Origin of the sequence: Myxococcus qinghaiensis (assembly GCF_024198215.1) — a bacterium.
In the GTDB taxonomy this organism is placed as follows: Bacteria; Myxococcota; Myxococcia; order Myxococcales; family Myxococcaceae; genus Myxococcus; species Myxococcus qinghaiensis.
Window position 1 is genome coordinate 169,614 of sequence record NZ_JAKCFA010000002.1, and the last position, 12,264, is coordinate 181,877.

The window sequence follows — 12,264 nt, forward strand, 5'->3', positions numbered from 1 at the left end:
CCATGGCCTCCCGCAAGAAGAGCCGAACCCCGAAGTCCTCCCCCCGCCGCGCCGCGAAGAAGCCGGCGGCCCGGGCCACGAAGGCCGCGCCTCGCAAGAGCGCGTCTCGCAAGGCCGCGCCCGTCACCAGCTCGGCCAGTCGCGCGCTGGTGTTCCCCACGTTGCATGAGAGCACCACGTCCAGCGGGCTGCGCGTGGTCGCCGCCGAGCGCGGCCCCCTGCCCATGGTCTCCATGCGGCTGGTGATTCGCGCCGGCAGCGCCACGGACCTCGCGGGCAAGCATGGCATCGCGGACTTCGCGGGCCGGCTGCTGCGCCGGGGCACGCGCCGCCTGAGCGCGGAGGCCATCGACGAGGCCGTGGAGTTCGTGGGCGCAAGCCTGGGCGTGGGCGTGGGCGAGGACACCCTGTCCGTCGCCATCACCACCCCGGCCGAGCACTTCGCGCAGATGCTGGGCATCATGGGCCAGCTCGTGAAGGAGCCCAGCTTCCCGGAGTCGGAGGTGCTGGACGCGCGAGAGCGCGCGCTGGCCCAGTTCGCCAACGACCTGGACGAGCCGTCCGTCATCGCCGACCGGGCCCTGGTCCAGGCGCTGTGGGGGAATCATCCCTACGGGCACGACGTGAGCGGCTCGGCGAAGACGGTGGCGACCTTCACGCGGGACGATGTCGTCCGCTTCCACCACGAGCGCATGGGGCCGAAGGTCGCCATGCTGGTGGTGGTGGGCGCGGTGGACCCCAAGCGAGTGGCCGCCGCGGCCGAGGAGGCCTTCGCCGGTTGGACGGGGGGCCCCGACGCGCCCCTGGTCATTCCGCCGCTGGCCAAGGTGGCGAAGGCCGGCAAGGTCATCGTGGTGGACAAGCCGGACCAGACGCAGTCGCAGGTGCGCATGGGCGGGCCGGGCTACCGCACCGGCCACGAGGACTACTTCCCGTCCACCGCGATGAACGTGGCCCTGGGCGGCGGCTTCACGTCGCGCCTGATGAACGAGGTCCGCGTCAACCGGGGCCTCACGTACGGCATCGGCTGCTGGTTCGACGCGATGAACGCCGCGGGCATCTTCGCGCTGTCGACCTTCACCAAGACGGAGTCGACGCGGGAGATCATCGACGTGTCGCTGGCGGAGATCGCCAAGATGCGCGACTCCGGAATCAAGCCGGGCGAGCTGCGGGACGCGCAGGCGTACATGGGCGGCCTCTACCCGCTGCGCACGGAGACGAACGAGTCCATCGCCAGCAGCATCGCCGACATCCGCCTGAACGGGCTCGGTGACGACTGGGTGATGAACTTCCGCGACAGGCTGCGCGCGGTGACGCCGAAGCAGGTGGCCGCTGTCGCGAAGAAGTACTGCTTCGCCGAGCCGCCCGCCATCGTCGTGCTGGGCAAGGCGGACGCGGTGAAGAAGCAGCTTCGCGGGCTCGGCCCCATCTCCGTGGTGCAGGCCTCGGAGTACGAGTGACGGAGGTTCGCATCCTCTTCGAAGGGGGAGGACTGCTGGTGGTGGACAAGCCGCCCGGGGTGCCGGTCATCCCCGGGCGTGATGGCGGCCCCTCCCTGCGCGACGCGCTGGAGACCCAGCGCGGACAGAAGATCTTCGTGGTGCACCGGTTGGACCGCGACACGTCCGGAGCGCTCATCTTCGCGCTCGATGCCCAGGTGCACCGCTCGCTCTCCGTGGCCTTCGAGGCGGGCCAGGTGCGCAAGCGCTATGTCGCGCTGGTGGAGGGGCGCGTCGATGCGCCCGTCCTCGTCGACGCGCCGCTGGTGGCCGCTCGCAAGGGCCGCATGCGCGTGGCCCGGCCGGGAGAAGCGGACGCGAAGGCGTCGCGCACCCGAGTGCGGCCGGTGGAGAGCTTTGACCGTGCGACGCTGGTGGAGGCGGAGCCGCTCACCGGACGCACGCACCAGATTCGCGTGCACCTGCTCTCCCTGGGGCACCCGCTGCTGGTGGACCACCAGTACGGCCGGGACACGCCTCTCTTGGAGAAGGAGCTGGGAGGGCAGGGTGACGCCGTCGTCCTCGGGCGCACGCCGCTGCATGCCGCGCGCGTGGAGTGGCCCGCGCTGCCGGGCGTGGAGGCCCGCGCGGTGGAGGCGCCCCTGCCGCCGGACATGAGCCGCGTCCGGGAGCTGCTGCGCCTCACGCTGGCCTGACGACGACGCGGGTTACTTCACCTTGAAGGCGTTGGACGTGCCCTCGACGCCGAAGCGGTCCGTCACCGTCAGCGACACGTTGGCGCCCTGGACGTCCACGGAGACGCTCTGCGCGCAGACCCCCGCGACGAACATGTCCAGCGAGGTGGGGCTGACGCCGCCGTTGGTCTTGCTCACGACGAGGTCCAGCTTGTCCTCGAACTCCGCCGCGCGCGGGCCCAGCGCGCGCACCGTGACGACGAAGGGCTGGCCCCGGGTCTGCTCCGGCACCACCTCGAACTCGAAGCCGGTGATGTCTCCTTCCTTCATCGGCGTGCCTGGAGTCGGACCGCCGTCCGGCTCGGAGCCTCCGTCGAACTCCGGGCCTCCATCCGCGACGAAGATGCCCCCGTCGGGCACCTCCTCGACGCCTCCATCCTCGTCGATGCCCACCTCTTCGGTGAGCGTGAAGCCGTCTTCACGCAGCGCCTCGCGCCCATCCGCGAGGACGACGCGGATATCGTGCGCGCCCGGTCCCAATCCCTGAGGAACGTCCGCGGAGAGCGTGCCCTCCGCATCCCACTCACGCAGCGGCGCTTCCACCGCACCGAACCACAGCCGCACGCCCGTCCCCGCGCTCGCCTCCTGCCGCGAGTAGTCCACGCGGATGGGGAGCACCACGTCGAGCGTCACGCGGACGGTGCCGGGATAGCCGACATGCGCCTCCCGAGGGCTCACCGAACGGATGGTGGGCGCGGGGAGCACCGCGCTCGAGCCGCAGGCCGACAGCAGCAGCGCGAGGAGCACGGTGAGGCGCGTCATGGCTCGAACCTCATCCCCAGCAGCGCGGACACACCGCCGAGCTGTGCATCCAGCAGGGGCGTGCTCGCCGGTGCCCAGGCGCCACGCAGCTCTCCCAGCGCGCTCCAGCGCCCGAATCGGTACGCGCCCTGGATGGCCAGAAACCCCATGCCCGAAAGCTTGCTCTCTTTCACCTCCGCCTGGAAGTCACTGCGGAGTCGATGGCGGAAAGGCGCCAGTCCTCCTCCTGCTCGGCCGTACAGGGTGAACGCCTGGACTTGGAGCAGGTCCGCGCGCGCCGACACGAGGACGGGCACCGCCAGCACCTGCGAGCGCACCGCGCCCAGCGCGCCCACCGTCCCGTTGAACGTCGCGCCCCGCACGCCCACCTCGAGCTCCGCCGCGAGCCTGCCGCTCCACCACGGCAGGGCCACCGAACCGCCCAACACTCCGAAGGGCCCTGTGTTGTCGCCGCTCGCGAACGAGCCTCCCGCGAGCACGTGAAGCGCCGGACGCCACTTGAAGGGAGGCTCCACGACGACGGGCGCCACCGGCGGCACCGCGACCACGGGCGCGCGTTTCACCTCGGCCCGGGTGCGGGCTTCGTCCGTGCCCGGCGCGTGGACCACGGCGGTGACGGTGGTGGCCTGGGGCTCGGGGAGGACTCGGAAGCGCGCGACGTCGGAGCCTCCTGGCACGGGCTCGAACCGGGCGCCGTCGACGGACAGGCCCAACGCGTCCACGTCGACGGGGCCGTCTCCCGCGACGAACAGCCAGCCTCCGTCGGAGGGGAGGGGAGAGGGCGTGAGCACCACCACGCGGGGACTCGCGCGGGGCGCGTCCAGGGGCGTGGCCGCGTCCGTGTGCAGCTCGCCTCGGGTGGCGAGCACGCGCGCGGAGGTGACACCAGGAGGCACCTCCACCGGGACGCGGGCCTTGCCCCGGGCATCCGCCTGGATGGGACCGAAGCGCTTGTCCCCGAGGAGGACTTCAACGGTGGCGCCAGGCGCGGTGGCCACGTCGAGCGTCGTCTGTCCGAGCAGCGCGAGCCGGAACAGCGTCACCTGGGGAGGCGCGTCACCGGCCTCGACCCAGAACGCGAACACCGCGACCAGGGGATATCGGACGGGGGGCGGCGTCCAGCGGAAGGTGCGTCGGGCACCTTCGTTCAGGCGACCCTCGGAGAGCCGACCCGAGGAAGCCACGGCGCGCACCGGCCCCGTGCCCGAGGGCACGCGGACCTCCAACGCGACGACCGTGTCCCGCCCGAGGACGACACGGGCGGGGGTGACGAGCACCTCCAACCCGGAGTCCAGGGGCTCCGCCATGGCCGTCGAAGCGACCAGGGCCAGCAGCACGAGGAACGGCGGGAAGAGCGGCGGGCGGGTGCGCACGAGCAGTACCGCCAGACTTCACCCTCCCGGCGGACCTCGGTCAATCCCCGTTGGCGGGGGATTCCCCGACAGGCTCGTCCGCGGGGGCATCCGCGGCAGCGAGCTGGGGCTTGTCCGCGGGGCCGGTGACCTGCCGGACGGGCGGGCTGAAGGCCGGCTTCTCCGAGGGGGCGCCGCCACGGCCGTGCACCAGCGTCTTGGTGTCGGTGCGGAAGGTGAGGTCCACCTTGTCGCCCCGCACCCCCGTCACCAGACCCACGCCGAACGTCGGGTGCTGGATGACCTGACCCACGCTGTACGTGTCCTTCGGGCTGTAGCGGGGCGCGTTGGCGACGTCCTTGCCCGCGAGCTGCTCCTCGAAGGAGATGATGATCTTCTCCGCCTTGGACAGACCCGAGGACCGGCGCGGAGCGGGCGCGGGGCGGTCCGTCGTGCCCGGGGCGCCTCGGTAGGCGTGGTCCCCGTTGCAGGTGTTGCAGCGCACCCGAGCGATCTTCGTTCCCACTATCGCCAGGATGGTGTGCGCGAGGGTGAGCTTGCAGCGGGTGCAGTATGCGTCCACCTCGCCGCCGACCTTATGAGTTGCCATGTTCGTCTGAGTTCTCGGCCCGGTGCGCCTCGCGGGCACCGGGCTTGGAAAGAAAGGGGCGCGGAACATAAACGCATCGCTCCGAAGTGAGGTAGTCCCTTCGTCGCCCGCCCGCCTGGTGACGTCGCACTCAGGCCGGGGAGGGAACACTTCGCTTGTGCCCCCCGTCGGGTCACGTAAGAGTAGGCGCCTGAGCGCATGACCACGCAGACCCCCAGCAAGCCGGCCCCTAGCGAGCCGGGGCTCCTCGCCCAGTCGGTGGCCAGCTTCGGCAAGGGCCTCATCGACGTCGTCAGCACCATTGGCGGCGTCGTGACGCTGGCCTTCGACGTGGCCCGCTGGAGCGTCAGGCGCCCCTTTCGCCTCCAGAACCTGTTCGCCCAGCTGGACTTCGTGGGCGTGGGCTCCATCTTCATCGTCGGCCTGACGGGCCTGTTCACCGGCATGGTGTTCGCCCTCCAGACGTCGGAGGCCTTCGCGCTCTTCGACGCGGAGAGCCTCGTCGGCCCCACGGTGGCGCTGACGCTGACGCGGGAGCTGGCGGCGGTGTTCTCCGCGCTGATGGTCACCATGCGCGCCGGCTCCGCCATGTGCACGGAGCTGGGCACCATGCGCGTCACCGAGCAGGTGGACGCGCTGGAGACCATGGCCGTCAACCCGGTGCAGTACCTGCTGGTGCCGCGAATCCTGGCGGGCCTGTTCATGGTCCCCATGCTGACCATCCTGTTCAGCACCGCGGGCATGACGGGCGCCTACTTCGTCGCGGTGGGCGGCCTGGGCATCTCCCCGGGCACGTTCCTGACGCGCACCCAGCAGTGGCTGGAGCCCGTGGACATCTACGAGGGCGTCATCAAGGGGGCCGTGTTCGGCGTCTCCGTGGCGCTCATCTGTTGCTACAAGGGCTTCAACGCGTCAGGCGGCGCCAAGGGCGTGGGCCAGGCGACGACCGAGGCGATGGTGGCCAGCGCGCTGTCCATCTTCATCCTCGATTTCATCGTGGGCATCGTGATGCACTGATGGCTGCCTCAGGTCCTCCGTCCAGAACAGAAGCCGGCGCGTCCACGAAGCCGATGATCGACATCGTGGACCTGCACAAGACGTTCGGTGAGAACAAGGTCCTCACCGGCATCAACCTGAGCGTGCCCGCGGGCAGCACGTGCGTCATCCTCGGCGGCTCCGGTTCCGGGAAGACGGTGCTGATGAAGCACATGATTGGCCTGCTCCATCCGGACAGCGGCAAGGTCATCATCGACGGCGAGGACATCGTCCCCATGGGCGTCGATGACCTGCAGCGCGTGCGCAACAAGTTCGGCATGGTGTTCCAGGCCGCGGCCCTCTTCGACTCCATGACGGTGTTCGAGAACGTCGCCTTCCCCCTGCGCGAGCACACCCGCCTCTCCGAGGACGAGCTGTACGCCAAGGTCCGCTCCAAGCTGGATTTGATGGGGCTCAAACGGGAGGTGGAGTCGAAGTTCCCCGCGGACCTGTCGGGCGGCATGCGCAAGCGGGTGGGGTTGGCGCGCGCCGTGGTGCTGGACCCGAAGATCGTCCTCTACGACGAGCCGACGACGGGGTTGGACCCGATCACGACGGACTACGTGGACGAGATGATTCTCGCGGCGCAGCAGGGCCTGGGCGTCACCAGCGTGGTCATCAGCCACGACATCTCCTCGGCGTTCAACGTGGGAGACCAGATCGCCTTCCTCTCCAAGGGCGTCATCGTGGCGCACGGGACGCCGGAGGAGCTGCGCGAGTCGCAGCACCCGGCGGTGAAGGTGTTCCTGGAGACGTGGTTCGGGAAGAACTGAGGGCAGGCGCCCCGCCAGGGGTGCGCTTTCAGGAAAATGTGGCACTCCAGATGCAAAACGTTAGAGTCGCGGCCGGCCGGTAGCCCTCGGAGTCACATCAGGTGAAGAAGCTCGTTACGCCCTTCCGTGTTGGCCTGCTGGTCATCGCCGCGGGGGCCTTTTTCGTCACCTTCGTGCTGTTCGCGCGTGAGGGAGGGCTGAGCGATAGCGACTCCACCCGCGTGTGGGCCTATTTCCGGGATGCGTCGGGCCTCGCGATTCGCGGACGGGTGCAGATCGCCGGCATCCGGGTGGGCGAGATTGACGACATCATCCTGGAGGGCACGCGCGCGCGCGTCGTCCTGAAGATCCGCAACGACGTGGACCTGCGCGAGGACGCGGTCGTCACCAAGCGCTCGGAATCGCTGCTGGGCGACTACCTGCTGGACTTGAACCCCGGCACGGAGAACGCCCCCAAGCTGGAGAACGGCGGGCAGATCCGCCGGGTCATCGACACGCAGGGCATGGAGGCCATCTTCGAGTCGCTGTCGCAAATCACCTCCGACATCCAGCAGGTGACGGGGGCGCTGCGGGAGGTGCTCGGTGGAGAGCGCGGCGCGGGCTCGCTCCAGCGCATCGTCGAGAACCTGGTGCGGCTGTCGGACTCGGTGGACGCGACGGTGCGCCGCAACGCGGACCGGTTGGACGTCATCCTCGCGAACTTCGAGGGCGTGTCCACCGACGTGCGGACGATTACCCAGAGCAACCAGGCCGACGTCGGGCGCATCGTCGACAACATCGAGTTCATCACCCGCGACGTCCGCGAGGTGCTCGCCAGCGTCAAGAACATCGTCGGGAGCGGGGAGGGTGACTTCAAGGAGAGCGTCGCCAGCCTGAAGCAGACGCTGACCAAGCTGGACAACTCCCTGGCCAACATGGAGGAGATCACCCGCAAGGTGAAGGACGGCGAGAGCGCCGCCGGCATGCTGCTCACCGACGAGAGCGTGGGCCGCGAGGTGCGCGAGACGGTGCGCGACGTGTCCAGCCTCGTCTCCCGGCTGACGGAGCTGCAGACGGAAGTGGGCATCCAGAGCACGTACCTGGCAGCGCAGGGGCGCTCGAAGAACATGCTGTCCCTGCGCCTCATCCCCCGGCCGGACAAGTACTACCTGCTGGAGCTGGTGGATGATCCGCGCGGCACCGTCACCACGCAGGTGGTGCAGACGAACCCGCCGTCGGAAGGCGACCCGGTCATCCAGACGCAGAAGGTGACGAAGGAGAGCCTGAAGATCAGCGCCCAGTTCGCCAAGCGCTGGTACTTCACCACGCTGCGCGTGGGCCTCATCGAGTCCACCGGCGGCGTGGGCGCGGACCTGCACCTCTTCGAGGACGCGCTCACCCTGAAGATGGACGCCTTCAACTTCGCGGCGGACGAGCTGCGCTATCCGCGCCTGCGCGCCACGCTGCGGGCTCAGGCGTTCGACCACCTGTTCGTCGTCGCGGGCATGGACGACATGCTCAACGCCCAGCAGCGCGACACGGCGACGCAGCGGCTCATCGCGGGCCGCGACTTCTTCGTGGGTGGTGGCCTGTTCTTCACCGACGACGACCTGAAGGCCATCATCACCGCCACGGGCCTGCCCACTCCCTGAGAGGGGTTTTCACGGCTGCGCGGCTTGACGCCGGCCGTGAAACCGCGTACCCGGCACGGGCACGGGGTTCCTGGTAGGGCACCGTGCCCCCCTCTGTATTTCCAGGAAGCTCGCAATGTCCCTCCTCGTCGTCGGCTCCGTCGCACTGGACTCGGTGGAAACCCCCTTCGGACAGAAGGAGGACGTCCTCGGCGGGTCCGCCACCTACTTCTCCACGTCGGCGTCGTTCTTCACCCCCGCGCGGATCGTGGCCGTGGTGGGCGAGGACTTCGACGAGGCGCACCTGAGCTTCCTCAAGGGGCGGGGCATCGACCTGGAGGGCCTCACCCGGGTGCCCGGCCGTACCTTCCGCTGGAAGGGCCGCTACGGGTACGAGCTGAACGAGGCGAAGACGCTCGACACCCAGCTCAACGTCTTCCAGACCTTCTCGCCCGAGCTGCCCGCCGCCTACCGCGACACGCCCTACGTCTTCCTGGGCAACATCCACCCGGAGCTGCAGTCGCGCGTGGTGGATCAGGTGCGCTCGCCCAAGCTGGTGGCCGCCGACACGATGAACTTCTGGATCCAGGGCAGCCGCGAGGCCCTGCTCAAGACGCTCCAGCGCGTCAACCTGCTCTTCGTCAACGACTCGGAGGCTCGCCAGCTCGCCGGGGAGCACAACGTCGTGAAGGCCGCCCGCGCCATCCTCGGCATGGGCCCGCAGCGGGTCGTCATCAAGCGCGGCGAGTATGGCGCGCTCCTCTTCGAGAAGGACCACGTCTTCGCCTGCCCGGCCTTCCCGCTGGCGGAGGTCTTCGACCCCACGGGCGCCGGTGACACCTTCGCCGGTGGCTTCATGGGCGCGCTGGCCACCGCGACGTCGGAGGTCGACTCCACGGTGCTGCGCCGGGCCATGGTGATGGGCAGCGTCATGGCCTCCTTCACGGTGGAGAAGTTCAGCCTGGAGCGCCTGCGGGAAGTGACGCATCCGGAGATCCGGGCGCGTTTCGCGGAATTCAAGAAGCTGACCCACTTCGACGATTTGGGGCCCCTGGAGCGTTGATCGCCTGGACGGTCGGGTGGGGTCCTTGCCCACCCACGAACTTGACGGTGGATTCAGGCCGTCTCTAGGCTTCCACCCTTTGGTGCTCGGGGAAGGAAGAGGGTTGAGCGATAACCGAAAGTCAGCACGGGTACCCACCTTGCTGCGCTGCTGGTGCGAGGGAGACAACGTCACCCTGTATGCCCGCATCACGAACCTGAGCGAGGGCGGCCTCTTCCTGCGGACGAGCACGCCGCTGGCGCGAGGCGCGCGAGCGGTCCTCCGGCTGACGCCTTCGGAGGATCCTGAAGTACAGGCGGCGGCCACGGTGGTATGGCTGAGGGAAGAGGAGGACCGTGCGTACCCGCCGGGAATGGGACTCCAGTTCGAAGCGCTGGATGCGGAAACCCTGGGGCGGCTCCGGCGGATCATCTCGCAGCAGCAGAAGAACCCCGTGAAGGCGGTCTGGGCCGGCTGAACGCGGCACCACCGACCGAGGCACCCATGCGCATCGCCGTCATCTCCGACATCCACTCCAACATCGAAGCGCTCACCGAGGTGCTCCGCGTCTGCGAGCACCAGAAGGTCGACCGCATCGTGTCCCTGGGGGACATCGTCGGCTACGGGGCGTCTCCCAACCCCTGCTGTGAGCTGGTGCGCTCGGTGGCGGAGGTGACGCTGCTGGGCAACCACGACGCCGCCGTCGCGGGGCGGATGGACTATTCGTACTACTACGACGCCGCCCGGCACGCGCTGGACTGGTCCGCCAACGTCCTCACGGACGAGAACATGGCCTGGCTCAGGAGCCTGCCGTACACGTACCGCATCGGCGAGGTGGGCTTCTGCCATGGCTCGCCCATCGACCCGAAGGCGTACGAGTACATCTTCGCGCTGGAGCAGGCCCGGGAGCTGACGCCCTACGTGGAGGAGCTGCCGGAAGTGACGTTCATCGGCCACAGCCACCTGTGCCGGGCGTTCGCCATCGGCAATGGCGAGGTGAACGACGTGGTGGCCCAGAAGTTCGGCATCCGCAAGGGCTACAAGTACATCATCTCCGTGGGCAGCGTGGGCCAGCCGCGGGACTACGACAACCGCGCGTGCTTCGTCATCTGCGACACGGATGCGCGCACGGTGGAGTACGTCCGGGTGGAGTACGACATCGAGACGTCCGCCCAGAAGATCTTCGACGCGGACCTGGCGCTCAACTTCGGCAAGCGTCTGTTCCTCGGCGTTTGACGCGGCGCCTTCTGAAAACTGGGCAGGGTGGGGGGAAATGAAATAAACCGGGTCCGTGCGCCCCCAGGTCCTCCGAGCTTCCCTCCGGCCCTTCGCGGCCCTTGTCTCCGCCCTCCTGCTGGTGCTGTCGGCCTGTCGCCGCGAGCCACCGCCTCCTTCCGCGGAGTACGAGCAGGCCACCCGTCAGTTCCGCGAGCTGTACGCGCAGAAGCTGGATGAGGCGTATCTGGACCCGAAGATGGGGTCCATCGAGGCGCAGCTCCAGCGCGTGCCCCAGGACAGCCTGGATGCGCCCTCCGCGCAGGAGCTGCTCCAGCGCATCCAGACCAACCGCAAGCGCATGCAAGAGGCTCTTGTCGCGCGCAACAAGGCCGTGGCCAGCGCCCACGAGGTCGTCCCGAACGCGCCCTCCACCACGCTGGCGCCGCCGCCTCCGCCGCCGCCCCCCGCGCCGGTGGACGCGGGGCCTCCAGACGCGGGCCCGGTGAATGGCCCCCAGATTGGCACCCCGGCGAATGAGCTGGTCGCCGGCTTCCGTGGCTGCTTCAAGCGCGGCGCCCCCATCAACGTGGAGGGGCGCGGCATCCGGGAGTCCTGGGAGCTGACCGACGGCACGGCCTGCCGCCTGGAGTTCCCTGGCCATGCGGACACGGTGCTGCTCGTCGAAGAAGGACGGGTGTTGATGTTGTTGCCCAAGAGTTCCGTGCGGTCGGTGCAGAGGCCGCAAGATGCCGGGACGGTGCCCCCCGCGGGGACCGACGCTGGCCGTTAATCAAAGACGCCCCATGAACGAACAGACCTTCATGAAGTTGATGCGCGTGTTGCCCAAGTCCGCCCTGTCGACGGCGGTGGGAATGGCCACGCGAGTGCCCATCCCCGCGCCCCTGCACCAGGCGGCCATGCGGGCGTTCGCCAAGTCGTACAACGTGGACATGGCGGAGGCCGAGCACCCCATCGAGCACTACCCGACGTTCGCCCAGTTCTTCACGCGCGCGCTCAAGCCGGGCCTGCGGCCCATCGACCCGGACGAGAAGGCGGTGGTGTCGCCGGTGGACGGCCGCGTGTCGCAGGTGGGCTACTCGGACCTGGGCCGGTGCCTGCAGGCCAAGGGCATCGAGTACACGGTGGACGAGCTGCTGGGGGACGCGGAGGCCGCGAAGCCCTTCCACGGCGGTGCGTGGACGACCATCTACCTGTCGCCTCGTGACTATCACCGCATCCACTCGCCGCTGGCGGGCACCATCACCGGTTATGCGTACATCCCCGGTGAGTTCTGGCCGGTGAACCCGGCGTCGGTGAAGAACAAGCAGGCCCTGTTCTGCGTCAACGAGCGGCTGGTGACGTACCTCCAGACGTCGGCGGGGAAGTGCGCCGTCGTGAAGGTGGGCGCCACGTGTGTGTCGCGCATCAAGGCGTCCTACGAGGACATCACCACGCACACGGGCCAGCCCGGCAAGGTGCACCGGTACCAGGAGGGCTACAAGGTGGAGAAGGGCGGCGAGCTGGGCCGCTTCGAGATGGGCTCCACCGTCATCCTGCTGTTCGAGCCGGGCCGCGTGAAGTGGGACCCGGTGATGCAGGACGAAGCGGTGCTCCGTCTGGGGCAGCGCATCGGAGTGCTGCCGTGAGTCAGACGCTCAGCGCCGTCAA

The 12,264-nt window shown here is 69.1% G+C and carries 13 protein-coding genes; 10 read left to right on the plus strand and 3 right to left on the minus strand.

Annotated elements, in window-relative coordinates:
- Nucleotides 1-2 precede the first annotated feature (2 nt).
- Nucleotides 3-1,460 (plus strand): M16 family metallopeptidase, encoded by a 1,458-nt coding sequence (locus tag LZ199_RS03340; protein ID WP_253992177.1) that lies wholly within the window; start codon nucleotides 3-5, stop codon nucleotides 1,458-1,460.
- Entirely contained in the window at nucleotides 1,457-2,155 is a 699-nt protein-coding gene (locus LZ199_RS03345) for an RluA family pseudouridine synthase (protein ID WP_253992178.1), read from the plus strand. Before LZ199_RS03340 ends, LZ199_RS03345 begins: the two co-directional genes overlap by 4 nt.
- A 12-nt stretch (nucleotides 2,156-2,167) precedes the next feature.
- On the opposite strand, the gene LZ199_RS03350 is transcribed toward LZ199_RS03345, so the two are convergent.
- The 3 genes from LZ199_RS03350 to LZ199_RS03360 are packed head-to-tail and all read right to left on the minus strand — an operon-like array spanning nucleotide 2,168 to nucleotide 4,918.
- Nucleotides 2,168-2,956: a hypothetical protein gene (locus LZ199_RS03350; RefSeq protein ID WP_253992179.1), complete on the minus strand. Its 789-nt coding sequence runs from the start codon at nucleotides 2,954-2,956 to the stop codon at nucleotides 2,168-2,170.
- Nucleotides 2,953-4,329, minus strand: coding sequence for a hypothetical protein (locus tag LZ199_RS03355; RefSeq protein ID WP_253992180.1), 1,377 nt, complete (start codon nucleotides 4,327-4,329; stop codon nucleotides 2,953-2,955). The genes LZ199_RS03350 and LZ199_RS03355 overlap by 4 nt, the downstream gene beginning before the upstream one ends.
- Before the next feature lie 40 nt (nucleotides 4,330-4,369).
- Nucleotides 4,370-4,918 carry a hypothetical protein gene (locus tag LZ199_RS03360; RefSeq protein WP_253992181.1) on the minus strand — a complete coding sequence of 183 codons (549 nt, stop codon included), beginning with the start codon at nucleotides 4,916-4,918 and terminating at the stop codon, nucleotides 4,370-4,372.
- Between the two features lie 198 nt (nucleotides 4,919-5,116).
- Between LZ199_RS03360 and LZ199_RS03365 the strand changes: the two genes are divergently transcribed.
- The 8 genes from LZ199_RS03365 (at nucleotide 5,117) to asd (ending at nucleotide 12,242) form a co-directional block, all read left to right on the plus strand.
- Nucleotides 5,117-5,935, plus strand: a complete 819-nt coding sequence (locus LZ199_RS03365) for an MlaE family ABC transporter permease (RefSeq protein ID WP_253992182.1) — start codon at nucleotides 5,117-5,119, stop codon at nucleotides 5,933-5,935.
- Nucleotides 5,936-5,988: 53 nt separating this feature from the next.
- Nucleotides 5,989-6,726: an ABC transporter ATP-binding protein gene (locus LZ199_RS03370; RefSeq protein WP_253992183.1), complete on the plus strand. Its 738-nt coding sequence runs from the start codon at nucleotides 5,989-5,991 to the stop codon at nucleotides 6,724-6,726.
- A 101-nt stretch (nucleotides 6,727-6,827) separates the two neighbouring features.
- On the plus strand, nucleotides 6,828-8,357 hold the full coding sequence (locus tag LZ199_RS03375; protein ID WP_253992184.1) for an MlaD family protein: 1,530 nt from the start codon (nucleotides 6,828-6,830) through the stop codon (nucleotides 8,355-8,357).
- A 115-nt stretch (nucleotides 8,358-8,472) separates the two neighbouring features.
- The gene (locus tag LZ199_RS03380; RefSeq protein ID WP_253992185.1) at nucleotides 8,473-9,399 is read left to right on the plus strand and encodes a PfkB family carbohydrate kinase; all 927 of its coding nucleotides are present in this window, start codon (nucleotides 8,473-8,475) and stop codon (nucleotides 9,397-9,399) included.
- 103 nt (nucleotides 9,400-9,502) lie between these two features.
- Nucleotides 9,503-9,856, plus strand: a complete 354-nt coding sequence (locus LZ199_RS03385; RefSeq protein WP_253992186.1) for a TIGR02266 family protein — start codon at nucleotides 9,503-9,505, stop codon at nucleotides 9,854-9,856.
- A gap of 26 nt (nucleotides 9,857-9,882) precedes the next feature.
- Nucleotides 9,883-10,614, plus strand: coding sequence for a metallophosphoesterase family protein (locus LZ199_RS03390; protein ID WP_163869826.1), 732 nt, complete (start codon nucleotides 9,883-9,885; stop codon nucleotides 10,612-10,614).
- Between the two features lie 55 nt (nucleotides 10,615-10,669).
- Nucleotides 10,670-11,386, plus strand: a complete 717-nt coding sequence (locus tag LZ199_RS03395; protein ID WP_253992187.1) for a hypothetical protein — start codon at nucleotides 10,670-10,672, stop codon at nucleotides 11,384-11,386.
- 13 nt (nucleotides 11,387-11,399) lie between these two features.
- On the plus strand, nucleotides 11,400-12,242 hold the full coding sequence (gene asd / locus LZ199_RS03400) for an archaetidylserine decarboxylase (RefSeq protein WP_253992188.1): 843 nt from the start codon (nucleotides 11,400-11,402) through the stop codon (nucleotides 12,240-12,242).
- Nucleotides 12,243-12,264 lie beyond the last annotated feature (22 nt).

Excerpts from the sequence above, each read along its gene's own strand:
- LZ199_RS03350 (WP_253992179.1), bottom strand. The coding sequence starts at position 2,956 with ATGACGCGCCTCACCGTGCTCCTCGCGCTGCTGCTGTCGGCCTGCGGC.
- LZ199_RS03360 (WP_253992181.1), bottom strand. The coding sequence starts at position 4,918 with ATGGCAACTCATAAGGTCGGCGGCGAGGTGGACGCATACTGCACCCGC.
- LZ199_RS03390 (WP_163869826.1), top strand. The coding sequence starts at position 9,883 with ATGCGCATCGCCGTCATCTCCGACATCCACTCCAACATCGAAGCGCTC.
- LZ199_RS03380 (WP_253992185.1), top strand. The coding sequence starts at position 8,473 with ATGTCCCTCCTCGTCGTCGGCTCCGTCGCACTGGACTCGGTGGAAACC.
- asd (WP_253992188.1), top strand. The coding sequence starts at position 11,400 with ATGAACGAACAGACCTTCATGAAGTTGATGCGCGTGTTGCCCAAGTCC.
- LZ199_RS03340 (WP_253992177.1), top strand. The coding sequence starts at position 3 with ATGGCCTCCCGCAAGAAGAGCCGAACCCCGAAGTCCTCCCCCCGCCGC.
- LZ199_RS03370 (WP_253992183.1), top strand. The coding sequence starts at position 5,989 with ATGATCGACATCGTGGACCTGCACAAGACGTTCGGTGAGAACAAGGTC.
- LZ199_RS03365 (WP_253992182.1), top strand. The coding sequence starts at position 5,117 with ATGACCACGCAGACCCCCAGCAAGCCGGCCCCTAGCGAGCCGGGGCTC.